Here is a 23,758-nt window from a genome sequence, read left to right as displayed (position 1 = left end):
TGAGCGACATGCATTAGGCAACGCTGCGCAGCGCCGGCCGGCCGCCTTCGGCAAGGCGCGGACCGATGAACGACGCGTACCACTCGACGAACTGGATCACGCCCCCCTCATGCAGCTCCGAATAGGGGCCGGGTTCGTAGGCGGGCGACAGGATGCCGAAAGCATTTTCCTCGACGATGCGGCGGTCCTGATCGTTGGTCTCGGTCCAGACATGGGTAAGCTCGGCGAGATCGTAGTCGACGCCCTCGACCGCATCCTTGTGGACCAGCCATTTGGTCGTCACCGCGGTCTCCGTGGCGCTAATCGGCAGCACCCGGAAGGTGACGGCGTGGTCGCCCAGGATGTGGTTCCAGGTCGTCGGATAGTGATAGAGCAGCAAGGAACCGATGCGGTCGGTCGAAACGCTGTCGGACAGGTTCTTCTTGACCGCGCGCTTTCCCGTCATCGTGTAGCTGACGGCGTCGCGCAGCAGCGGCGCGCGGGTGGCGCGGTACTGTCCGGCCGGATCGATGCGGAATTTGCTCGGCAGGCCGGCCGCTTCGCATTTCGCCCAGTGCGCAAGCATCTCCGGGTCGCTGTCGGCGCCTTGCACGCCGGTCACCGTGGGCGCTTCCGGGAAAGTCTTGCAGAGCTCCGGATGATTGCCGGCGCAATGGTAGCACTCGCGGTTGTTTTCCCAGACCAGCTTCCAGTTGCCCTTCTCGACAATGGTCGATTCGAACGCCACCTTGGCCTCGCGCAGCCGGTGCGGCAAAAGGTACGGCTCGATCATCGCCCGCATCGGCGCGAAATCCGCCGGCTCCTTGGCCAGGCAGATGAAAATGTAGCCGCCGACGCTTTCGCAGGCGACGGGCTTCAAGGCGAACTGGCTCTTGTCGAAACCGTCGGCCATCTGCCTGGCAAACAAGAGCCTTCCGTCCAGCTCATAGGTCCATTGGTGATAAGGGCAGACCAGCTTTGCCGCCGTGCCCTTGTCGGAATTGCAGACGCGGCTACCGCGATGGCGGCAGGAATTGTGGAAGGCGTTGATCTTGCCTTGCTGGTCGCGGACTAGCACGACCGGATAGTCGCCGATCTGTGCCGTGATGTAGCTGCCCGGCTTCGGCAGTTCGCAATCATGGCCGATGAACAGCCAGTCGCGATACCAGATCAGCTCCATGTCGAGCTTGAAATAGTCTGGATCGGTGTAGAAGGGCTGTTCCAGCGAAAAGCCTTGCCGGCGCCCACTCAAGAGCCTCAGCATGTCGTTGCGAGCATCCATGTCCTGTCCTCGTTATCTAAGGACTGAACTGGTGGTGACGGAGGAAGGATCGGACGCAGGCCGGCGATGCGCCGGACATGCACTATCCACCTCTTGACCGCCCACCGCGATCAGTCGAGTTCAAACATCTCGGGCTGGTTTCCGGGCTCTGGAGTTGTCCTTGCGGACCATCGCGACACCTTCCCAGGCGATTGCCCAGTGGTCTCCCGTTGCGACTTGAACTCCACCACCGTTGCGGGGGCAGCGCCGGATTCTGACCGGCTTCCCAATTCTCCGCCTCGTCGTCACGAAGCGGCACCTGAGATGACATGATCTAATCACGATCGCGGGCGCGTCATCGGCATGAAAACGACATCGTATCCATGCGGCGCGACACGTGTGCGAAACGCCCAGGTTGGCGATTGCCGGGCCGAAATCCTATCTCTTCGGCAGCCATAGCCGGCTGCAATCTACTCGAGTTCGACCCCTTGCCAGGGGCCAAAAAAGGTTAACGGTTTCGAAAAGTGACTATTAGCAGCATCTAAAATCGAACCGAACGGTTCGTTTCTGTTGACGGTGCGTGCAGGACGGGTGAACACTGGGCCTCCGACACAGTTGGTGATCTGGGCGACGGTTTCATACAACTCTTTGATATAAATCAGAAAAACATTGAGAGTGGAAACTCCTGGCGCAATTTCAAGTGGCAGATTCTTGGTCCACGCGGAACAACTTCGTGATTGGAAATGGCTGGATGGCTTTCCCACATCGGGGCTGTCCGAACGACGCGATTTCATCCCAAGACACGCCGCTAGACGGACGGCAAAAATAAGAAATACTGGAGTACCAAAAAATGAAAAAGATCATTCTCACTGCCGCCGCCGTTCTGGCCATTTCCGGCAGCGCCTTCGCTAACGGTAGCGACCACTATGGTTCGAACGCCCCGGCAGCCACCGCTGTCGACAGCTCCTACACCGCTTCGGTCAAGAAGTCGGAACCGGCTGCTCAGACGCCTGTCCAGGGCAGCGACCGTAACCTCTTCGGCCACTAACAGCCGATTCCCAGAGGCGTCGGCCTCGCTCCGCCGCCCTGGTGAAATCCAGAAATTCAGGAGAGCTAAAATGAACAAGATCCTCATCGCCGCCGCCGTTCTGGCCATCTCCGGCAGCGCCTTCGCCGCCAGCGACAACTATGGTTCGAACGGCGCCAAACAGCCTGCAGCCGCGGTTGACCACTCGTACACGGCTTCCACCAAGACGTCGCAACCGGCGGCTCAGACGCCCGCTCAGGGCAGTGACCGCAACCTGTTCGGCAACAACTAACAGCCAACTCCCAGCGGACGGCGGGTCTGTCCCGCCGTCTTGGAGAGGCTCGAAAAATTCAGGAGACTAAAATGAACAAGATCCTTATTGCTGCCGCCGCCGTTCTGGCGCTTTCCGGTAGCGCTTTCGCCGGCAGCGACAACTTTGGCTCCGATGGTGCCAATCAGCCCGCGGTCACGTCGGTTGACAGCTCGCATACGGGCTCGATCCGCAACAGCGGTGGTTTCGTCGGCAAGCTGCTCAATTCGTCGGACGACGTACAGAAGTCCGCCCCTCAGGGCAGCGACCGGAACCTCTTCGGCCACTAACAACCGAAGCTGATCTCCAAACAAGAGCGGCGGGCCTGTGCCCGCCGCTCTTTGTCTTTTATACGGCCTCCGATGTCCTGACCTCAGGCCGCCTTTGCTTCCGGCTGACGGAGCGAGAAGGAGTGCCCGTCCGCGTCGAAGATGTGAAGGTCGCTGGCGTCCGCGCTCAGCCGCAGCGTCGCCCCGCGCTTGACCTCGACATTGCCTGGCATCTTGGTCACCAGCGGCAGGTCGGCGCGGCCGATGTCGACATAGACAAGCTGGACCTCGCCGAGCTGCTCGACATAGTCCACCGTTCCCTCGAAAAGATAGTCCGCGCCGCTGGCGATGATCAGATCTTCCGGCCGCACGCCAAAGCTCACAGCAGCACCCTTTGCCGAAGCCGGCGTCGCGATCGGCACGCTTGCCTTGCGGCCGCCGACATGGCTGACCACGGTCGGGTTGCCGGTCTTGTCGATGGTCGCCGGCAGGATGTTCATAGCCGGCGAGCCGATGAACTGGGCGACGAACAGGTTGCCGGGCTTCTTGTAGAGATCCATCGGCGTGCCGACCTGCTCGATATGGCCTTCCTTGAGCACCACGATGCGATCGGCCAGCGTCATCGCCTCGACCTGGTCATGGGTGACGTAGATCATGGTCGTGTTGGGCATCGATTCCTTGAGCTTGGCGATTTCGATGCGGGTGGCAACGCGCAGCGCCGCGTCAAGGTTCGACAACGGCTCGTCGAACAGGAACACTTTCGGATTGCGCACGATGGCGCGGCCGATGGCGACGCGCTGGCGCTGGCCGCCCGACATCGCCTTGGGCAGGCGGTCGAGATATTTGGTCAGCTGCAGGATTTCGGCGGCCTGCTTTACGCGGCGGTCGATCTCGGCCTTGTTCTCCTTGCCGATCTTCATCGAGAACGCCATGTTGTCGTAGACGGTCATATGCGGGTAGAGCGCGTAGGACTGGAACACCATGGCGATGCCCCGCTTCGACGGCGGCACGTCGTTCACCACCTCGCCGGCGATCTTGAGTTCGCCGGAGGTGATTTCCTCAAGCCCGGCGATCGACCGCAGCAATGTCGACTTGCCGCAGCCCGACGGGCCGACAAAGACGATGAACTCGCCCGACTTTATATCGAGGTCGATGCTGTGGAGAATGTTCAGATTGCCGTAGGACTTCTTCACTTGTCTTAGCGTGACATCGGCCATTGGTTTTCCTCCCAGTAATTTGAAATTCAAGTGATTTGAAATTCAGTCGATGCGCCCGAACCAGGCGCCGTAGCCGCCGAGCTGTATGGAACCAGTGCTCGCCTGCCCCGAAAATCCGTGCCCGGGCAAAGGTTGCAGCGATCGGTTGCCAAGGTCAACCTTGGTTGGCCCGGCTCCCAGATTGAAGACGCAGACGATCTGCTCGTTGCCTGCGCGGCGCGTGAAGGCGACGGTGTCGCCCTCGCTGTCGATGAATGTGATGTCGCCCTTGGCCAGCGCCGGATGGGCGCGGCGGAAGGTGAGGAAGCGCCGGTAGTGCTCGAGCAGCGAGGTCTCGTCGCCCTGCTGGACATTGACCGCTTGCGACAGATGCTTGGCCGGCACCGGCAGCCAGGGCTTGGCCGAGGAGAAGCCGCCATTCCTGGCGCTGCCGTCCCACACCATCGGCGTGCGGCAGCCGTCGCGGCCCTTGAATTCCGGCCAGAAGCGGATGCCGTAGGGGTCCTGCAGATCCTCGAAACGGAGGTCGGCTTCACCGAGCCCAAGTTCCTCGCCCTGGTAGATGCAGACCGAGCCACGCAAGGACATCAGCAGCGCCGAAATGACCTTGAGATAGGCGGTCGGATCGGCTTCGCCTGCCGCCCAGCGCGAGGCCGGGCGCATCACGTCATGGTTGGAAAAGGCCCAACACGACCAGCCGTCGCTGGCGACCTTGCCGAAGGATTCCAGCACCGAGCGGACCTTGGCCGCACTGATCTTTTCCGGCGCCAGGAAGTCGAAGGAATAGCACATGTGCACGCGCTTGCCGCCGGCCGTATAGGCCGCCACCACTTCCAGCCCGCGCTGCGAATCGCCGACTTCGCCGACCGCGGCGGTTGCCGGATATTCATCGAGCAGGGCGCGGAAGCGTTCGAGGAAGCCGAGGTTTTCCGGGCGGCTCTTGTCGTAGAGATGGTCCTGGTAGTTGTAGGGATTGACCGCGGGTGCGGTCTGGTCGTTGCGCTGCTCGGGCGGCAGCGGCGGATTGTTTTCCAGACCCTGGCTGTGGAAGTAGAAATTGATGGTGTCGAGCCGGAAGCCGTCGACGCCACGCTCCAGCCAGAAGCGGGTGACGTCGAGCAGCGCGTTCTGGACCTCGTGGTTGTGGAAATTGAGATCGGGCTGTTCGGCCAGGAAGTTGTGCAGGTAATATTGCTGGCGGCTGGTGTCCCATTGCCACGCCGAGCCGCCGAAGATCGACAGCCAGTTGTTGGGTGGCGTGCCGTCCGGCCTGGCGTCCGCCCACACGTACCAGTCTGCCTTCGGGTTGTTGCGGCTCGACCGGCTTTCCTTGAACCATGGATGATTGTCGGCGGTGTGCGACAGTACCTCGTCGATCATCACCTTCAAGCCCAGCCTGTGTGCTTCGGCGGTCAGCGCGTCGAAGTCGGCCAGCGTGCCGAACATCGGATCGACGTCGCAGTAATCGGTGACGTCGTAGCCGAAATCCTTCATCGGCGACTTGAAGAACGGCGAAATCCAGATGGCATCCGCACCGAGTGCCGCGATGTAGGGGAGCCGGCCGATGATGCCCTTCAGGTCGCCGATGCCGTCGCCGTTCGAGTCCTGGTAGCTGCGCGGATAGATCTGGTAGATCACCGCACCCCGCCACCAGTCGCGATCGATGGCGAGGTCAGGCTTCGAACTGGCCTTCAAAGCGGATTGCATTGTCTCAGCCTCCTTTCACCGAGCCGGCAAGCAGCCCGCGGACAAAATAGCGCTGCAGCGAGAAGAACACGATCAGCGGCACGATGATGGTCACGAAAGCCGATGTCGTCAGGATCTCCCAATCGCCGCCGCGTGAACCGAGCAGCGCGTTGAGCTTGGCGGTCAGCACGATCTGGTCTGCCTCTGTACCCAGGAAAACCATCGCCACCAGCAGATCGTTCCATACCCACAGGAATTGGAAGATGGCAAACGAGGCCAGCACCGGGAAGGACAGCGGCAGCACGATCTTGACGAAGATCTCGAAATCGCTGGCGCCGTCGATGCGCGCCGATTCCATGATTTCGCGCGGCAGACCGGCAATGTAGCTCCTGAGCAGGTAGATGGCGAAGGGCAAGCCGAAGCCGGTATGCGCCAGCCAGATGCCGAGATAGGTTTTCGACGGCATGCCGAAGAAAGCGCCGACGCCGTTGTACAGCTTCAACAGCGGGATCAGCGACATCTGCAGCGGCACCACCAGCAGTCCGATGATGACCGCAATCAACAGCGCCCGGCCGGGAAAGCGCATCCAGGCCAATGCATAGGCGGCAAAGGCGGCGATCAGGATAGGGATGACGGTCGCCGGGATGGTGACGGTCAGCGAATTCATGAACGACCGTCCGATGCCTTCCGAAAACAGCACGGTCTTGTAGTTGTCGGTGGTGAACTTCGGCGGTGCCGAGGAGGCATAGTAGACGCGCTGGCCGCGATCGCCTTCGAAAGCCTTGGGCGAGGCCATGACGAAACTGCCGTCGGCGTTGAGCTGCAGGGTGACGCCGTCGCCGAGATCGGCTGACGTGCCGGCGGGATATTGCGTCGGTGCCGCCGATTTGACGCCAAAGGCGCTGATGTTGCGGTGAGCGCCGTCGCCGAAGATGTTGCCTTGAAGGACGAACTTGCCGTCCTTTTCGACTTGCGTCGAGGCGGCCGGCAGCCGGCCGGCTTCCGTCTGGGTGGAACTGGAGAACGAGTTCCACCAGCCCGAGGCGATGATCTGGTCCTTGTCGCGCAGCGACGAGGCCAGGATGCCGAGCGTCGGTATGGTCCAGATGGCGACGAAGATGAAGACGGCAATGTGGACGCCAAAGCGGCTGGCGAAGGAATTTCCGGTCGCAACGGCCATCTCAATGTCCTCCCGTCTCTTTGTTCGCCTGGCGGATGTTCCAGACCATGATCGGAATGACCGCGATCATGATGATGATGGCGATGGTGGCGCCACGGCCGAAATCGCCGCCGCCACGGAACATCCAGTCGAACATCAGATTGGCCAGCACCTGGCTGTTCCACTGGCCGTTGGTCATGGTCAGCACGATGTCGAACACCTTGAGCACCAGAATGGTGATCGTGGTCCAGACGACGGCGATGGTGCCCCAGATCTGCGGCACCATGATCTTCCAGAAGATCTGGAACGGATTGGCGCCGTCGATGACGGCGGCTTCCAGCGTCTCTTCCGGGATGCCGCGCAAGGCGGAAGACAGGATGACCATGGCAAAGCCGGTCTGGATCCAGATCAGGATCACCATCAGGAAGAAATTGTTCCAGAACGGCAGCGATATCCAGACCTGCGGCTGGCCGCCGAAATGCTGGATGATGGCATTGAGCAGGCCGATCTGGGTCTGGCCCTCGCCACGGTACTCGTAGATGAATTTCCAGATCACGCTGGCGCCGACGAAAGAGATCGCCAGCGGCAGGAAGATCAGGCTCTTGGCGATCGTGCCCCACCAGATCTTGTCGGTAAGCACGGCGATGATCAGGCCGAGGAAGGTGCAGGCGGCCGGCACCACCGCCAGCCAGACGATGTTGTTGAGGATCGAGTTGCGGAACTCGCGATCGCCGAACGCCCATTCATAATTGGCGAAGCCGACGAAGTTTATGCCGCCGCGATCGAGGAATGACAGCCGCAGCGTCTCGACCACCGGATAGATGAGGTAGATGGTCAGGATGATCATCGCCGGACCGACGAACAGCCAAGGCCGGACCAGCCCTTGCCGGCGCAGATTGTCGATGGCCGCGGCGCCGGCGACGCCGCGCGACGGGAATATCAGGTCGACCAGCTTGTTGGCGCCCCAGAAATAGGCGACGCAACCGCCGACCCCGACGATGATGACGAATATGGCCGAGAAAATCTGAGCCGCCATGGGTCCCTCCCTCTGCGCATGATCCGACAAGGAATGACCTTGGTGACGGGACCAGGCGCCGATTCAGTTGTTTGGAGCGTCATCGGCGATGGAAACCTGTTCACATGCCGATTGCGCTTCATGTCTATGCGCTCATGACGAAAGGCTGCGGCACGGGCCGCCGTCGGATCCGGGCCGGCAGGACCCGGATCCAGTGCGAGAATGGTAGGGTCGCCGAGCCGGACGGCCGCTGCTTGCCAGCCGCTACTTGATCGCGTCCCAGCTCTTCTGGATGTCGGTGGCGACATCCTGCGCGGACTTGCCGCCGACCAGGTCGATCATGCCGGTCCAGAAGGCGCCGGCGCCGATCTTGCCCGGCATCAGGTCGGAACCGTCGAAGCGGAAGGTCGAGGCATTGGCGAGGATTTCGCCCTGCTTCCTCAGCGCATCACTGGCATAGGCAGCCTTGTTGACTCCCTTGAACGGCGTCACGAAACCACCCTCGGCCATCCAGATCTCGTGAGCGAGCGGCATCTTCAGGAATTCGATGAAGGCGCGCGCGGCCTTTGAGTCCTTGGTGATCATCGCCAGCGTACCGGCGCCGAGCACCGGCGTGCCCAGTTCAGGCTTGGAGGCATAGGGCGGGAAGTAGAAGAAGTCCGCGTCCTGGCCGACCTTGGTGCCTTCCGGGAAGAAGGTCGGGATGAATGACGCCTGATGGTGCAGGTAGCATTTCGGCGGCACCGAGAAGAGGCCCTTCGGGCTGTCGCGGAAATCGGTCGCCGCAACCGCCTTGGCGCCGCCGTCGACCATCTTGTCGTCGGTCGCGATCTTGCCGAAGATGTCGATGGCGTTGACCACCGCGGGATCGTTGAACGGGATCTCGTTCTTCACCCATTTGTCGTAGACGTCCGGAGCCTGGGTACGCAGCATCAGGTCTTCGACCCAGTCGGTCGCCGGCCAGCCGGTGGCGCCGCCGGAGCCGAGGCCGATGCACCACGGCTTGCCGCCATCGGCGATGATCTTCTTCTCGAGGTCGGCGAGTTCTTCCTGCGTCTTCGGCACCTTGTAGCCGGCTTCCTCGAAATTATCCGGCGAGTACCAGACCAGCGACTTCACGTCGGCCTTGTAGGGGAAGGCGAAGAAGCCCGGCTTGCCGTCCTTGTCCTTGAAGGTACCGAGGTCGACCCATGACTGGCCGGCGCCGTAATTGTCCTTGACCCATTTGGCGGTGTCGTCGCCCAGTGGCGTCAGCAGGCCCTTGGATGCCAGGTCCTGGATCAGGCCCGGCTGCGGCAGCACGGCGATGTTGGGCGGGCTGCCGGCCTGCGTGTCGATGACGATCTGCTGCTCGTAATTCTCCGATGAGGAGTATTTGATCTCGACGCCTGTGGCTTCCGAGAAATAGTCGAGAACGCCGCGCACCAGGCCTTCGTCCTCACCGCGCCACGGTCCGAAGATCGACAGCGTCTCACCCTTGAGATCGACTTTCTTGAGCTCTTCGTAGTTCGCCCAGTTGAAGCGGGGATCCTCGCCTGGCTTGAACTTCAGTTCGGCCTGCGCGGGCACGTTCAGGGCGAACGTGGCAAACGCAGCACCCAGCAAAAGTATTTTCTTCATCGGTATTCCTCCCAGTGGGTCACAAGCACCGGACGGAACCTCCATTCCGCCCGCCGACGCCGCAGGACTGTGACTCAGTCGCAAAGGAACCGCAACCTTTCGAAGAGTCTTCCAAAGCGCTTTGGCTTTCTTGATCACGCCATTGAATCGCTCGGAAGTCAAGAGGGTGGCTGGCTAATCGATTTAATTTTGGGCTTGCGAGACGCGAAAAGTGCGCTGCAGCATGTATTTATGGCAGTGCAGCAGTAATTTTTGTTTCAAACTCGCCCAAAGCACGCCTATGCTTATCTTCATATCGCTGCGCCCCTCGTGGAGCCCAGATCCAATCGAATTAAAAGCGCTTTGAGGCGTGGAGGCCTCCTGTGAACCTCAAGCAGCTCGCCCATATGCTGGCGCTTTCGCAAACCACGGTAAGTCGTGCCCTGAACGGCTATCCCGAGGTCAACGAGGAAACGCGCCGGCGGGTGATGGACGCCGCCAAGCGCCATGGCTATCGTCCCAACCCCAGCGCGCGCCGGCTGGCGACGGGCAAGACCGGCATGATCGGCTATGTCCTGCCGACCGGTGCGTCCGTCGACATCGATCCGCATTTCGTCGAGTTCCTGTCCGGCCTCGGCGATTATGCCCGCTCGCATGAATTGGACCTGGTGCTGTCGCCGGCCGATGCCGACGACCAGGAAACGACTTACCGGCGCATCGTCGCCAACCGGCAGGTCGACGCCGTCTACATTTCCTCGCCAAGGCCCGCCGACCGCCGCGTGGCGCTGGTCAACACGCTCGGCATTCCCTTCATCGTCCACGGCCGCAGCGAAGGCTTCGATTTCGATTATCCGTTCACCGACATCGACAATGAGGGCGCCTTTCACGAGGCGTCGCGGCTGTTGATCCAACTCGGCCACCGGCGGCTGGCGCTGATCAATGGTGACGACCGCGAGACCTTTGCCATCCACCGCGAGCGCGGGGTGCGCCGGGCGCTGGCGGCGAGCGGGCTGGCATTGGGCGAACGCCATGTCTGCTCGGTGGTCATGACCGAGGAGAACGGCTATCGCGCCACCAAGCGCTTGCTGGAGGCGGGCGACGCGCCGACCGCGATCGTCTGCTCCAGCCTGATCATGGCGCTGGGCGTCGTGCGCGCGGTGCGCGACCTCGGCCTGACCATTCCTGGCGATGTGTCGCTGATCGCCCACGACGACGTCTTTCCCTGGCTGAGGCCGGAGAATTTCTCCGTGCCGCTGTCGACGACGCGCTCGTCGATCCGTCTCGCTGGCGCGCGCGTCGCCGAGCGGCTGGCGGCACGGATTTCGGGATTGGAGGAGGGCGTTCGTGGCGAGGTCTGGCCGGTCGACCTGGTGGTCAGGGGATCGGTCGCCGGCGCGCCGGCCTGAGGACCGAACAAGTCGGAAAGACAGTTGGTCGGATTGTCTCAGGCCGCGGATTTGAGGTGATCGATGAAGGCGCGCAGCTTCGGCAGGACCTGGCGCTTGCCGGGATGATAGAGGAAGACGCCCGGCGTCGAGGCGGCGACGCCGTCCAGCACCGGCTCGAGTTTTCCCTCGGCGATCGGACGTTCGGCGACAGGTCGAGGCGTCTGCGCCAGCCCGACGCCTTGCATCGCGGCCCCAAGCAACGTCGGATAGTCGTGTGCGATCAGCGGCCCTGAGACCATCGCCTCGATCGCCCCGTTGCCGTCGACGAAGGCCCAGGGCGCGATGGCGCCGTTCGAACGGCGCAAGCGCAGGCAGGCGTGGCGGCGCAAGTCGTCGACACGCTCGGGGCGGCCGTGGCGCTCGAGATAGTCAGGGCTGCCGACGACCACGAACGCGAACGGCGGAGTGAGCCGCACCGCGACCATGTCGGCCGCGATGAACTGGCCGAGCCGGATGCCGGCATCGAACCCTCCGGTCGCGAGATCGACCATCTCGTCGCTCGCGGCGATCTCCAGCTCGATCTCGGGATAGGCTCGGCAGAACGACGCGATCATCGGCTCCAGGATCAACGGCACGACGGCGCGGGGCACGGACAGGCGCAGCAGCCCGGTCGGCCGCTGGCCGGCATCGCGCACCGCCTCGCCGGCCGCGACGAGCTCCTCGAAGGCTGGGCCGGCACGGTCGAGGAACCGCTGACCAGGCTCGGTCAAGCCGACGCTCCGCGTCGTGCGGACAAACATCGCCGTGCCCATGCGAGCTTCCAGCGCGCGCACCGCCTGGCTCACCGCGGACGGCGTCACGCCGAGCTCCGCGGCGGCACGGCGAAAGTTGCGGTGCCTGGCGACAGCCAGGAACGCCTCGACGCCCTCCAGCGCACCGTGTCGGACTGTGTAGTTCTGCTTCATGGGTTGTTGTGATTACAGCGGATAGTCGAATTATGGAAGCGGGCTTAGGTAATCGATTGAAGCTGCCAGAGCGGCTGCCTGCGTCCCAAGCGCGATGTCCGAGGCCGCGTGAACCAACTGTTGAGAGAAGGCCAGATGTCCACGGAAGTCGTGTTCCAAACCCATTTCGTTCTAGGCTATGTCGCGTGGCTGCTTTGCCTCGGTGCATACGGTCTCCCGTGGCTGAGGTCGATGGACCGGGTCGCGGCGCAACGCGTTATTGCAACTTTGCACAGGTTCCGCTTCTTCGGGCTCGTCTTCCTCGTTCCGGGCGTCGTAAGTCCCAATCTGCCGGCCGGCTTCGCCATGTTCGCCGCCTATGGCGACTTCGCAACCGGGGTGCTGGCCATGCTGGCGCTGCTCACGGTGAGGATACCTCAGCTCTTCTGGGCGTTCGTCGTCGCCTTCAATCTCGTCGGCACGGTCGACCTCATCGTCGACTACTACCACGCCGTCCAGCTCGGCCTTCCCACACGCGCGGGGGAACTGGGCGCCACCTACGCGATCCCGGTCATCTACGTACCGCTGCTGATGATCACGCACATCGTCGCATTCTATTTTCTGGTGCGTCCTGGAGCAATTCCAGGAAAAGTGTGAAACGGTTTTCCTGGGAAAAGCGCGTAGCGCTTTCCCTTAGGGAATTGCGTCAAAACAAACAGATAGAGCGGGTCGGCGTTTCCTTGAAACGATGAACCGCTCTAGGCAAACGGCGACTTGAGCCGTCGCGGACTAGTCCTTCGCAGACTCAGCCGCCTTGATGTCGAGCAGGCCGTAGCCGAAATCATTGTCGCGCCCCTTGGGGCCGAGATCCCTGGCCGTTGCCGCCAGCGCCTTCTCGATGCCGTCGGCCGAGCGGTCGGGCGCGGCATGGATGAGATTGGCGATGGCGCCGGTCACGATCGCCGCCGCGAACGAGGTGCCGGTGACCACGTCCGAGCCGGCGCCGCTCGGCGCCACCATCTCGACGCCAGGCGCCGAGATGAAGACATAGGCGCCGCGATTGGCCTGCGGCATCAGCCCGTCCCTGGCGTCGGTGGCGGTCACCGCGATGACGCCGTCGAACGCGGCCGGGTAGCCATAGGGCGCCTTAGGCCCGTTGTTGCCGGCGGCCGCGACCAGCACGATGCCGAGCGCCCGCGCATTGCGGCAGGCGACGCCGAGCAGGTCGTTCTTCGGCCCGACGAAGCTCATGTTGATGATGCGAACGTCTTGGCTCGCCGCCCAGTCGAGCGCCGACAGGATGACGTCCATGGTCGACTTGCCACCCTCGAAGGCGCGGGCGTGGTAGATCCTGGCGCCTGGCGCCATGCCCTCCAGCGCGCCGACACCGGCGATCAGCCCGTCGACCGACGTGCCATGATCGCGCTTTTCGATCGGAACGTCGGGCATGGCGTCGAACTGCCCGGCGATGACGCCGGACAGCGCCGGATTGCTGTCGTCGATGCCGGTATCGATCACCGCGATGCGGACGTTTTCGCCGCTGGCCTGTTTGGAGTCGAGCGCGATGCGCTCGAAGGCATAGTTGACGATGCTGGCGGCCTGCTGCAGCGAATAGACATGGTTGGGTTCGCGCCGCTGTGTGCGGCCGTCGGCGGCCAATTGCGCGAGCACGACGCCGACAGGGCGGTCATTGGGAATGCCGAAGCGCACCAGCGTGGTGCCAAGCAGCCGCGACTGGCGCTGCGAGCGCACCTGGAGACCGAAGGACGCGGCGATCTGCTGCACGGCGCCGGCATCGCCGTCGACCGTCACCAGCACCTCGTCGGGCACGAAATCGCCGGCCACCGCGCGCGGCGGCTGAACAGCGATGAGATCGGTCGGCGAGACGATCGGGCCGCCAGGCGGCGGGCCGGCCTGGTTGTTGGCAGGCGGAGTCGCCGGGTCCTGCCGTGGCGTCGGCAGCGGTGCCGGGGGCGCAACCGGATTGGGGAACAGGTCGACGATCAGGGCCGGCAGGAAGACAGCGCCGGTCTGTGACGCGCCCGATCCCCCCTTTGTGTCGCTGCCGTCCTTGGCGCAGTCAGCGCCTGCCGCATTGCTCGCGTCGCTGCAGTCGATTTTCGCGCCGTGGGGATTGGGGGCGTTGGTCTGCGCCGACGCAGGCACGGCGGCGATTGTCATCGCCGCCGCCAGCATTGCCGCACATCGAATGACCGCCGCCTCAGCCGCCATCAACCGGTTTCCTTCCCTCGATCACAGTCTCGGTGAAAGGCTGGGCGGCAATAAGGCCAAGCTGCTTGGTGTAGTCGGCTGCGTTGGCAGCGGGAATGCCAAGCCGGAACACGCCCTCGGCGGTCGGTCCACCGACGATCTTCAGCCCGTTGCTGCCGAGAAAGCCGGAAACATCCGACATCTTTGCATCCGGCTTGAACTTGACCAGGGCGAACGGCATTTTCGCCAGATCGCCTTCCGCACCCGCAATCTCGAAATCCTTACCCCTGCCGCCGGGCTGAACAAACGACTGCACCATGATCAGCGCCAGCAGTACCGCGGCCGCAGCCCAGGCGACACCGGCCGGCACCGCCATGAAGCGGCCCCAGGCCTGCGCCAGCCAGGACGAGTTTGCCGGCGCGCGGGCTGGCCCGGCTTCGGCGTCGAACGCCCTGGCGAAGCGGCTCAGCGCATCGGCCGGCGGGCGGATCGCTTCGTTGGCGGCCGTGGTGCCGGAAAATTCGGCCTCGGCCTCGCCAAGGGCGGCCATCGCCGCCGGATCGCTGGCCAGCCACTCCTCGACGGCTTCCAGGTCCGAGCCTTCCAGCGAGCCGTTCAGATAGAACGGCAACAGCGTTTCCATTTCGTCGCGGCGTGACATCTTTTCAGCGGCGCTCATGGCCACCCCCTGTCGTAACCGGCGGCCTTGAGGGCCTCGCCGAGTTTCTTGCGGGCGTAGAACATCCGGGTCTTGACGGTCGCGACCGGAATGCCGAGCACCTCGCCGATCTCGCCCACCGACTGCCCATGATAATAGGCAAGATCGATCACCGTGCGGTGCTCTTCCGGCAAGGCGTCGACGAAGCGCCGCAAGGCGGCAGCCTTGTCTTCCTTCATGGTGACGACTTCCGGCGTGTCGGCGCTGTCGGGCACCGCGGCGGCGGCCTCGTCGTCGATCCAGTCTTCCTTCTTCTTGCGCAGCGAAGACAGCGCCTTGAACCGGGCGATGCCGAGCAGCCATGTCGAGACTTCGGAGCGCCCCTCGAAGCCTGGCGCCTGCCGCCACAGTTCGAGGAACACCTCGTTCGCGATATCGTCAGCCATCATTTCCGATCCCGTCTGGCGCGCCACGAAGCGATAGACCCGCGCGTGGTGACGCATGAACAGGAGCCGCACGGCGGCACGGTCGCCCTTCGCGACCCGGTCGACAAGCGCGCGATCGGTCTCCGTCGCCGTCATAGCCGGTCGAGCCGCCTGGCTCCTGTCTGCTCTGTCGCTGATCGGTCCAAAAAGGTTCATCCTCCGCCAAGGAATTTGCGGAGGCTAACTCAAGAGCGGGGCGGTTGCCAGAGGTGAGGAACGTCCCGCCGAAGGCGGGTCAATCGACAACGATTTGTCGATTGAAGTGACGAACGCCCGAAGCCATAGCGTAGGGCGGGCGACGCTGGTGCTTCGCGACAATCCACCCTCCTCACAAGCGTGAAGGGAAGGCGCCCGCTCAACTCAAAAACGGCTTGGCCTTCATCGTCGCCGGCACGGGCACGCCGAGGCGGCTCAAGATGGTCGGCGCCAGTTGCAGCTGGTCGAGCAGCGTCTCGGCCTGCGGGCCTTTGCCGGCGCCGAAATAATACAGCGCGAAATCCTGCATCTCGTCGTCATGGCCGCCATGATGGCCGCGATCGGTCTGGCCGTGGTCGGCGGTGACCATGACCTCGTAGCCGGCCTCGATCCAGCGCGGCAGGAAGGCGGCCAGCATGCCATCCATCGCATAGACGGCATGATCCATCTCGTGGCAGTCGTGGCCGAAGCGGTGGCCCATTGAGTCCAGCGTGCAGGTGTGCAGGATGCCGTAGTCGATGCCGTGGCGCCGCGTCAGCATGGTCAACGTCGCGAACAGGTCGACGTCGCTCGGCGTCATCTGGTTGCGAAGATTGTAGCCGGTCATGGTGTGGAACCGGCCATGCGTGATCGGCCCGCCCGGCTCGTCGAATTCCATGTCCTCGACCAGGTCGAACGGATAGGCGCGGAAGAACTCCGACCAATAGGAATGGGTCACGGCGCCGGTCTTGCCACCGGCCTTGCTGACTTCGGAGAAGATGTCGGGTTGCTCGACGCGGAACCGGTTCTCGTTGGACAGGATGCCATGCACCTGTGGCGAAACCCCAGTGTGGATCGAGGCGTAGCAGCAGGCGGAGGTCGACGGCAGCACGGAGCGCATCTTCCAGACCCGCGCTTCGCCCGATTGCACCCAGCCTTCGAGATTGCCCATCAGCCGGCGCCAGTTCCTGTAGGGCACGCCGTCAAGGATGATCAGCAAAAACTTGGTCTTGAGCGCCATGGGCGGCTCCTTGCAGTCTTGTCACAGGGGTAGGGATAAAGTCCCGGGCCTGACGGCCAGGTTCGTCAGGCGTTCAGCCAGCACTCGCCTAGCGCATTACCGTTTCACACTTGGAATTGCTCTAATTCCCCGCGCTGGCCATGCGCCGTCCCTTGATCGCCTTTTCCAGCCAGCCGATCTCCATCTCTGGGACCGATGACAGGAGAAGGTCGGTATAGGCGTCGAAGGGCGGCGCCAGCACCTTGCTCTTCGGGCCATAGCGCACCACTTCGCCGCGATACATCACCGCGATCGAATCGGCGATCGACTTCACCGTGGCGAGGTCATGGGTGATGAACAGATAGGCGACGTTTTCTTCCTTCTGCAGCTCGAGCAGCAGCTTCAGGATGCCGTTGGCGACCAGCGGATCGAGCGCCGAGGTCACCTCGTCGCAGATGATCAGCTTCGGCTTGGCGGCGAGCGAACGGGCGATGCAGACGCGCTGCTTCTGGCCGCCGGAAAGCTCGGCCGGGTAGCGGTCGGAAAAGCCCTTGCCCATTTCGATCTTGTCGAGCAGTTCGGCGACGCGTTTGTCGCGCTCGCGGCCGCGTATGCCGAAATAGAACTCCAGCGGCCGGCCGATGATGGTGCCGACGGTCTGGCGCGGATTCATCGCCACGTCGGCCATCTGGTAGATCATCTGCAGCTGGCGCAGATCCTCCTTCGGCCGGTCGGCCAGCCGGTTTGCCAGCGGGCGCCCGTCGAAGGTGACGGTTCCCTCTTCGGGTGGCAAAAGTCCGGTGATGGCGCGCGCCAGCGTCGACTTGCCGGAGCCGGATTCGCCGACCACGGCCAGCGTCTGACCCGGATAAATGTCGACCGAGACATTCTTCAGCACCTTGATGCGGCTACGGCCATAGGCGGCGGTGACGTTCTTGACCGACAGGAACGGCGTCGTGCCCGGCTTCTGCTCGGCGTGCTCGATCTCATGCACCGACACCAGCGCATTGGTGTATTCCTGGCGCGGCTCTTTGATGATCTGCCGGGTGCCGCCCCATTCGACCAGCCGGCCATGGCGCAGCACCATGATCTCGTCCGAGACCTGGGCGACAACGGCAAGGTCGTGGGTGATGTAGAGCGCCGCCACATGGGTGTCGCGAATGGCGTCCTTGATCGCCGCCAGCACGTCGATCTGCGTCGTCACGTCGAGCGCCGTGGTCGGTTCGTCGAAGACGATCAGGTCCGGCTCGGAGCAGAGCGCCATCGCCGTCATCACGCGCTGCAACTGGCCGCCCGAGACCTGGTGCGGAAAGCGCTCGCCAATGGTTTCGGGGTTGGGCAGGCTGAGCTTCTTGAACAGCGCAACGGCGCGCTTCTCGGCCTCGGCGCGCGTCGCCGTGCCGTGCAGCAGGGTGGCTTCCACCACTTGGTCCATAAGCCTGTGTGCCGGGTTGAAGGCGGCCGCCGCCGATTGCGCGACATAGCAGACCTCGCGGCCGCGCAGCTTGCGGAAGCCGTCCTTGCCGCCCTTGAGGATATCGCGCCCGTTCAGGATGACCTCGCCGCCGGTGATGCGCACACCACCGCGGCCATAGCCCATCGACGACAGGCCGATGGTCGACTTGCCGGCGCCGGATTCGCCGATCAGGCCAAGCACCTTGCCCTTCTCTAGCGTCAACGAGACATCGTGCACCAGCACGATGTTCTTCGGCGGCTCGCCAGGCGGGAAGACAGTGGCCTCGATGCGCAGATTGCGGATGTCGAGCAGCAGGCCAGGTTTCGCTTTGCTGTCAGCCATCACCCGCGTCCTCCCTTCAGGCTTGTCGTCCGGTTGAGCACCCAGTCCGCAACCAGGTTGACGGAAATCGCCAGCAAGGCGATCGCCGCCGCCGGGATGAGTGCGGCGGCTATGCCGAAGACGATGCCGTCCTTGTTTTCCTTGACCATGCCGCCCCAGTCCGCATCCGGTGGCTGCACGCCAAGGCCGAGGAACGACAGGGTCGACAGGAACAGCACGGCATAGATGAAGCGCAGGCCGAGTTCCGAAACCAGCGGCGACAGCGCGTTGGGCAGGATCTCGCGGAAAATGATCCAGGCGCTGCCTTCGCCGCGCAGCTTCGCTGCCTCGACATAGTCCATGACGTTGATGTCGACGGCGACAGCCCGTGACAGACGATAAACGCGGGTCGAGTCCAGAACGCCCATCACCAGGATCAGCGTCACCAGGTTGGTCGGCAGCACGGAGAGCACGACGAGGGCCATGATCAGCGTCGGGATCGACATCAACAAGTCGACCAGGCGCGACAAAAGCGTATCGAACCAGCCGCCGAACACCGCCGCCGAGAAGCCGAGGATGGCGCCGAGCGAGAACGACAGCGCGGTGGCGAGCACCGCGATGAACAGAGTGATGCGGGCACCGTAGATCATGCGCGACAAGAGATCGCGGCCGAGATTGTCGGTGCCCAGCCAGTGCGTTGCCGACATCGGTTCCCAGACGTCGCCGACGATTTCGCCATTGCCGTGCGGCGCGATCCAGGGTGCGAAGAGCGCCGCCAACACGAACAGTGCCGTCAGCACGATGCCGATCAGCGCGGGGATGGGGATGCGTTTGATATCGAGCATATCCGCCCCCTATTTTGGATGTCTGAGGCGCGGATTGGCGACGATGGCCCCTATGTCCGCAATGATGTTCAGGCTGATGTAGACGGCAGCGAAGATCAGGCCGACCGCCTGCACCACCGGCACGTCGCGCTTGGTGACGTGGTCGACGAGATACTGCCCCATGCCCGGGTAGACGAAGATCACCTCGACCACGACGACGCCGACGATCAGATAGGCGAGGTTGAGCATCACGACGTTGATGATCGGCGCGATCGCGTTGGGGAAGGCGTGCCTGCGGATGACGTTGAACGCCGACAGGCCTTTCAGTTCGGCCGTCTCGACATAGGCCGACTGCATGACGTTGAGGATCGCCGCGCGCGTCATGCGCATCATGTGGGCCAGCACCACCAGCGTCAACGCCGTAGCCGGCAAGGCGATCGCCTGCATGCGCTCACCGAACGGCATGCCGTCATAGACGGTCGAAATGCCGGGGAAGATCTGCCATTTCACGGCAAAGAAATAGACGAGCACGTAGCCGATGAAGAATTCGGGAAACGAGGTCGAGGCCAGCGCCAGTCCGGAGATCAGCTTGTCGACCCAGCCGTTGCGGTAGCGCACGGCGATCAGGCCGAGGATGATCGCCAGCGGCACGGCGACGATCGCCGCCCAGAAGGCGAGGAACAGCGTGTTCCACAGCCGGCCCTTGATCGACGTCGCGATATCCTGGCCGCTCGACATGGCTGTGCCGAGATCGCCGGTCAGGACGCCGCCGAGCCAGCGGAAATACCTGATATAGGCCGGATCGTTGAGGCCGAGCTGCTCGCGCAGGTTGGCGAGCGACTCCGGTGTTGCCGATTGCCCGAGAATGGCTTGCGCGACGTCGCCGGGCAGGATCTGGGTGCCGGCGAAGATCAGGACCGAAACGGCCAGCAACAGGACGATGCCCAGCGCAACGCGCTGGGCAACTAGCTTCAGGATGGGTGAAGACATATCCGCAAAGCCGGGCTCAGGCCTGCAGCCAGCACTTCGCCAGGGCGTAGCCGTTCATCAATTCCTGATGCGGATCGTCGACCCAGCCGTCGACCTTGGCACCGGTCGCGTCGATGAACTGATTGAACATCGGCAGGATCAGACCACCCTCGTCGCGCACCAGGACAGCCATGTCGTGGTACATCTGCTTGCGCTTGGCCTCGTCGAGTTCGGCGCGCGCCGCAAGCACCATCTTGTCGAAATCCGGGCGCTTGAAACGCGTGTCGTTCCAGTCGGCGGTCGACAGATAGGCGGTGGAGTACATCTGGTCCTGCGTCGAGCGGCCGCCCCAGTAGGAGGCGCAGAAGGGCTGCTTGTTCCAGACCTCGTTCCAGTAGCCGTCGCCGGGTTCGCGCTTGAGCTCGATCTTGATGCCGGCCTTGGCAGCGCTCTGCTGGAAAAGCTGTGAGGCATCGACAGCGCCCGGGAAGGCGACATCCGAGGTCCTCAGCAGCACGGTGCCGTCGTGCCCCGACTTCTTGTAGTGGAACTTGGCCTTGTCGGGATCGTACTTGCGCTGCTCGATCTCGGTGAACAGCGGATAGGACGAATTGATCGGGAAGTCGTTGCCGAGCGAGCCGTAGCCGCGCAGGATCTTGTCCAGCATTTCCTCGCGGTCGATCGCCAGCTTTAGTGCCATGCGCAGATCGTTGTTGTCGAACGGTGCCGTGTTGCAATGCATGATGAACACGTAGTGGCCAGGACCCGCGTGGTTGCGGATGGTGACGCCCGGCAGGCGCTTGATCAGGTCGACGATCTTCGGCTCGACGCGGTTGATCATGTTGACCTGGCCGCCCTGCAGGGCCGCCGTGCGCGCGGTCGCATCGTTGATGACGATGACTTCGATCTGGTCGGCATGGCCCATCTTGTCGCCCTGCCAGTAATTGGCGAAGCGCTCGCCGCCATGGCGCACGCCGGGCTCGTTGGTCTTGACCACGTACGGGCCGGCCGAGATGCCGGCATCAGGCTTGTCCTTGCCGCCATTCGGCTGCACGATCAGGTGATAGTCGCTGAGCAGATAGGGCAGGTCGGCGTTGGCCTCCTTCAGCGTCAGCACCACTTCTTTGCCGCTCGCCTTGATGGTCTCGATGCCCTTCATGTAGCCGAGCGCGCCGGATTTCGACTTTTCGTCCGAATGGCGCTCGAGTGTCGCGGCCACGTCTTCCGCGGTCACCGTCTTGCCATTGTGGAATTCGACGCCGTCGCGGATCTTCAACGTCCACACCTTGGCGTCGTCCGAGGAACCGATCTCCTCGGCGATACGGTTCTCGAGCTTGCCTTCCGGCGATAGCTCGACGATCATTTCGCCCCAGCACTTGCCGAAGGCGAACGGAACCTGCGTCATCATCAGCGCAGGGTCGAGGCTGTTGGTGGATTCGCCGCCGACGAGGCCGGCCTTCAGGGTGCCGCCCTTGATCGGGCCTGCCGCGCGCGCCGCACCTGAAAGCAGCGAGTTGGCGAAGGTCGCGGTGACGCCAAGCGCTGCCGCCCGGCCGAGAAAATCGCGACGGCTCAGTTTGCCGGACGCGACTCGCCGGCTAAGGAATTCCAGTTCGTTTGACATGTTGAGTTCCTCACTCTGTTGGTTCGACTCTGCGGTCGTTTTTCTTGTTTCTTGTGAGGAGAATAATGACCGCAAGGGAAAGCGGTAAGCAAGACCGAATGCGACATGCCGTGGCGTAAATCGTACGTCGCATTTGGATCAACGAAATCCGTGCTCAAAGGAGCGCGCGCGGCACTCGTTCCTCGAAATTACGCTCGAAAACGAGAGTTTCGCCCTCATAGGCCTCGATTCTGGCGCTGACGATGAAGTTTTGCGCGTCCGATCGCATTTCGGCTAATGTTTCGGTGCGCACCGACCATCCATTTCGCGACAGGGTCTGCGTCCAGTGCGTTTTTCCCGAGGCCGACAGGGGATCGTCTGGATGGATCGTCCAGGTCTCGCGGGCGATGCTGCCATTGGCCAGGCCATGGGCAAGATCGCGCACCTCGCCAAAATCATCTGTTATGGAAAGCGTCACAATTCCGGTCTTCTCGTCACGATCGATATGACGCTCGGATTTGGCGGCACGGATCGTCTCGGTCGCCCAGGGAGTAGCGCCTTCCGGCTCGGCGAACGTCACTTCGTTGCCTGTCGCCGGCGGCCGCAGCGGCAGGGCCAGCGTCGCGGCCGACAAGGCGAGATGGACCGACTCCGGCGACGGCCAGATCATCGGCCAATAGGCATTCGACACGGCAATGCGCAGATGGTGGCCTGCCGGCACGCGATAGGCGCACTGATCGAGCACCACGCGCGCCGACACGGTTTCGCCCGGCACCAGCGCTTCGGGGAATTCGTGCGAATTGCGATGCGTCAGATTGAGCACGCCGTAGGAGATCAGCTCGGACGCTCCATCGGGATGCACATCGCACAGCCGGATCGCGATGTTTGCCTGCGGGCGGTCGGACGACAGCCGCACCTCGACTTCGGGCGCGCCGACGATGTCGATCGCCTCACCGAGTTCCGGCTGGTCGAAACACACCGACAAAGCGTCGTCGGGGCGCTGGTCGCCGGGCAATTCGGGGCCGAAGGTGAACGGAAAATACTCGCCGCCGGCGAGGCCGCAGCTCTGCGGCGAGGCGACGATAGAGGGCTTGCTGCCGTCGGGGATAAGATCGATCGATTGCGTCTTGACGGTGGACGACGGCCATTCCTGCTCCGCCACCCAGCGGCCGGGCCGTTCGGGATGCCAGCGCGCCGGGCGGACACTGTCCATGACATAGGCGCGGTAGGCCGGATCGGCCTCGACGCCGGTGTCGATGCCCTTCAGCCAGCGGTCCCACCAGCGCAACGCTTCCTGAAGAAAGCCGATGGCGGGCTTGGGGGCGGCGTAGTGCGGGTATTTGTGGATCCACGGCCCGACGATGCCCTTCACCGGAGACTGGATGTTGGTGACGAGGTGCAAGATCGTATTGCGGTAGCCGTCGTGCCAACCGCCGATCGACAGCACCGCGGCCTGGATGGCGGAATAATCCTCGCAGATCGAGCCGCGTTTCCAATAGGCGTCGCGATGTTGATGGCTCAGCCACCGCGGTGCCAGGAAGGGCTGGTTCTCCAGTCGCGTCAGCCACAGATCGCGCCACCGGTTGTCGCCGGCCAGGAGCGGGTCCGGCGGCCGTGACGAATAGGACAGCATCGTCGAGGCCCAGCCGAAATTCTCGATCAGCAGGCAGCCGCCCTTATAGTGGATGTCGTCGGCATAGCGGTCGACGGTCGAACACAGGCTGATCACAGCTTTCAGCGCCGGCGGCTGCTTGGCCGCCACCTGCAGGCAGTTGAAGCCGCCCCAGGAAATGCCCATCATGCCGACATTGCCGTTGCACCAGGGCTGCGACGCCGCCCAGGCGATGACGTCGCAGGCATCCTGCAATTCCTGCTCGGAATATTCGTCGTCCATCAGCCCTTCGGAATCGCCATTGCCGCGCATGTCGACGCGGATCGACGCATAGCCGTGGCCGGCGAAATAGGGATGCGTCAGCTGATCGCGAAAGATGGTGCCGTCCCGCTTGCGGTACGGCAGGTGCTCAAGGATCGCCGGCACCGGGTCGTCGCCGGCATCTTGCGGCATCCACACCCGCGCCGACAGCCGGCAGCCATCGGGCATGACGATGCCCATGTCGGGAAATTCGACGACCTTGCGGGGAAATTCGGTGACGGTTTTCATGCGGGACTCCAGGATCGCCAGATGATGGAGCCGATGGGATCG

Annotated in this window: 21 protein-coding genes and 1 riboswitch; of the genes, 5 read left to right on the top strand and 16 right to left on the bottom strand. The window is 63.2% G+C overall.

The window, feature by feature from the left end:
- Positions 1 to 13: 13 nt before the first annotated feature.
- Positions 14 to 1,261 (bottom strand): aromatic ring-hydroxylating oxygenase subunit alpha, encoded by a 1,248-nt coding sequence (locus B5V02_RS15515; protein WP_111545002.1) that lies wholly within the window; start codon positions 1,259 to 1,261, stop codon positions 14 to 16.
- 115 nt (positions 1,262 to 1,376) lie between these two features.
- A riboswitch (cobalamin riboswitch) is annotated at positions 1,377 to 1,578 on the bottom strand.
- Between the two features lie 512 nt (positions 1,579 to 2,090).
- Between B5V02_RS15515 and B5V02_RS15510 the strand changes: the two genes are divergently transcribed.
- The 3 genes from B5V02_RS15510 (at position 2,091) to B5V02_RS15500 (ending at position 2,867) form a co-directional block, all read left to right on the top strand.
- Positions 2,091 to 2,288, top strand: a complete 198-nt coding sequence (locus B5V02_RS15510; protein ID WP_111545001.1) for a DUF680 domain-containing protein — start codon at positions 2,091 to 2,093, stop codon at positions 2,286 to 2,288.
- A 70-nt stretch (positions 2,289 to 2,358) separates the two neighbouring features.
- Positions 2,359 to 2,559 (top strand): DUF680 domain-containing protein, encoded by a 201-nt coding sequence (locus B5V02_RS15505; protein WP_111545000.1) that lies wholly within the window; start codon positions 2,359 to 2,361, stop codon positions 2,557 to 2,559.
- Between the two features lie 71 nt (positions 2,560 to 2,630).
- On the top strand, positions 2,631 to 2,867 hold the full coding sequence (locus tag B5V02_RS15500; protein WP_111544999.1) for a DUF680 domain-containing protein: 237 nt from the start codon (positions 2,631 to 2,633) through the stop codon (positions 2,865 to 2,867).
- Between the two features lie 83 nt (positions 2,868 to 2,950).
- Here the strand turns inward: B5V02_RS15500 and B5V02_RS15495 are convergent, their stop codons facing one another.
- The 5 genes from B5V02_RS15495 to B5V02_RS15475 form a co-directional block, all read right to left on the bottom strand.
- Positions 2,951 to 4,063 (bottom strand): ABC transporter ATP-binding protein, encoded by a 1,113-nt coding sequence (locus B5V02_RS15495; protein ID WP_111544998.1) that lies wholly within the window; start codon positions 4,061 to 4,063, stop codon positions 2,951 to 2,953.
- Positions 4,064 to 4,105: 42 nt separating this feature from the next.
- Complete coding sequence (gene bglA / locus B5V02_RS15490; RefSeq protein WP_111544997.1) at positions 4,106 to 5,770, bottom strand: beta-galactosidase BglA; 1,665 nt, start codon at positions 5,768 to 5,770, stop codon at positions 4,106 to 4,108.
- Positions 5,771 to 5,774: 4 nt separating this feature from the next.
- Entirely contained in the window at positions 5,775 to 6,929 is a 1,155-nt protein-coding gene (locus B5V02_RS15485) for a carbohydrate ABC transporter permease (RefSeq protein WP_111544996.1), read from the bottom strand.
- Between the two features lies 1 nt (position 6,930).
- Positions 6,931 to 7,944, bottom strand: a complete 1,014-nt coding sequence (locus B5V02_RS15480) for a carbohydrate ABC transporter permease (RefSeq protein ID WP_111544995.1) — start codon at positions 7,942 to 7,944, stop codon at positions 6,931 to 6,933.
- Between the two features lie 243 nt (positions 7,945 to 8,187).
- Entirely contained in the window at positions 8,188 to 9,543 is a 1,356-nt protein-coding gene (locus B5V02_RS15475; RefSeq protein WP_111544994.1) for an ABC transporter substrate-binding protein, read from the bottom strand.
- 362 nt (positions 9,544 to 9,905) lie between these two features.
- On the opposite strand from B5V02_RS15475, the gene B5V02_RS15470 reads away from it, so the two are divergent.
- Positions 9,906 to 10,928, top strand: coding sequence for a LacI family DNA-binding transcriptional regulator (locus tag B5V02_RS15470; protein ID WP_111544993.1), 1,023 nt, complete (start codon positions 9,906 to 9,908; stop codon positions 10,926 to 10,928).
- Between the two features lie 38 nt (positions 10,929 to 10,966).
- Here B5V02_RS15470 and B5V02_RS15465 read toward each other — a convergent pair whose 3' ends face one another.
- Positions 10,967 to 11,875, bottom strand: coding sequence for a LysR family transcriptional regulator (locus tag B5V02_RS15465; RefSeq protein WP_111544992.1), 909 nt, complete (start codon positions 11,873 to 11,875; stop codon positions 10,967 to 10,969).
- 135 nt (positions 11,876 to 12,010) lie between these two features.
- Here B5V02_RS15465 and B5V02_RS15460 point away from each other — a divergent pair, with 135 nt between their 5' ends.
- Entirely contained in the window at positions 12,011 to 12,511 is a 501-nt protein-coding gene (locus tag B5V02_RS15460) for a hypothetical protein (RefSeq protein ID WP_111544991.1), read from the top strand.
- Between the two features lie 132 nt (positions 12,512 to 12,643).
- On the opposite strand, the gene B5V02_RS15455 is transcribed toward B5V02_RS15460, so the two are convergent.
- The 9 genes from B5V02_RS15455 to B5V02_RS15415 all read right to left on the bottom strand — a co-directional run bounded on the left by B5V02_RS15455 (position 12,644) and on the right by B5V02_RS15415 (position 23,716).
- Complete coding sequence (locus B5V02_RS15455) at positions 12,644 to 14,086, bottom strand: S8 family serine peptidase (protein ID WP_111544990.1); 1,443 nt, start codon at positions 14,084 to 14,086, stop codon at positions 12,644 to 12,646.
- A complete protein-coding gene (locus B5V02_RS15450; RefSeq protein WP_111545425.1) occupies positions 14,076 to 14,744 on the bottom strand; it encodes an anti-sigma factor in 669 nt (222 codons plus the stop codon). Before B5V02_RS15450 ends, B5V02_RS15455 begins: the two co-directional genes overlap by 11 nt.
- Positions 14,741 to 15,304, bottom strand: coding sequence for a sigma-70 family RNA polymerase sigma factor (locus tag B5V02_RS15445; protein ID WP_111544989.1), 564 nt, complete (start codon positions 15,302 to 15,304; stop codon positions 14,741 to 14,743). The genes B5V02_RS15450 and B5V02_RS15445 overlap by 4 nt, the downstream gene beginning before the upstream one ends.
- A 259-nt stretch (positions 15,305 to 15,563) precedes the next feature.
- Positions 15,564 to 16,403, bottom strand: coding sequence for an alkaline phosphatase family protein (locus tag B5V02_RS15440; protein ID WP_111544988.1), 840 nt, complete (start codon positions 16,401 to 16,403; stop codon positions 15,564 to 15,566).
- Positions 16,404 to 16,524: 121 nt separating this feature from the next.
- Complete coding sequence (locus B5V02_RS15435) at positions 16,525 to 18,180, bottom strand: ABC transporter ATP-binding protein (RefSeq protein ID WP_111544987.1); 1,656 nt, start codon at positions 18,178 to 18,180, stop codon at positions 16,525 to 16,527.
- Complete coding sequence (locus B5V02_RS15430) at positions 18,180 to 19,004, bottom strand: ABC transporter permease (RefSeq protein ID WP_111544986.1); 825 nt, start codon at positions 19,002 to 19,004, stop codon at positions 18,180 to 18,182. The genes B5V02_RS15435 and B5V02_RS15430 overlap by 1 nt, the downstream gene beginning before the upstream one ends.
- Positions 19,005 to 19,013: 9 nt before the next feature.
- Positions 19,014 to 19,973, bottom strand: a complete 960-nt coding sequence (locus B5V02_RS15425) for an ABC transporter permease (RefSeq protein ID WP_111544985.1) — start codon at positions 19,971 to 19,973, stop codon at positions 19,014 to 19,016.
- 16 nt (positions 19,974 to 19,989) lie between these two features.
- A complete protein-coding gene (locus B5V02_RS15420) occupies positions 19,990 to 21,576 on the bottom strand; it encodes an ABC transporter substrate-binding protein (RefSeq protein ID WP_111544984.1) in 1,587 nt (528 codons plus the stop codon).
- A 154-nt stretch (positions 21,577 to 21,730) separates the two neighbouring features.
- Positions 21,731 to 23,716 (bottom strand): CocE/NonD family hydrolase, encoded by a 1,986-nt coding sequence (locus B5V02_RS15415; RefSeq protein WP_111544983.1) that lies wholly within the window; start codon positions 23,714 to 23,716, stop codon positions 21,731 to 21,733.
- Positions 23,717 to 23,758: the final 42 nt, after the last annotated feature.

Origin of the sequence: Mesorhizobium kowhaii, assembly GCF_003253745.1 — a bacterium.
Lineage (GTDB): Bacteria > Pseudomonadota > Alphaproteobacteria > Rhizobiales > Rhizobiaceae > Mesorhizobium > Mesorhizobium kowhaii.
Note: the sequence above shows the minus strand (reverse complement) of the source record. Positions and strands in the feature narration are given on the sequence as shown.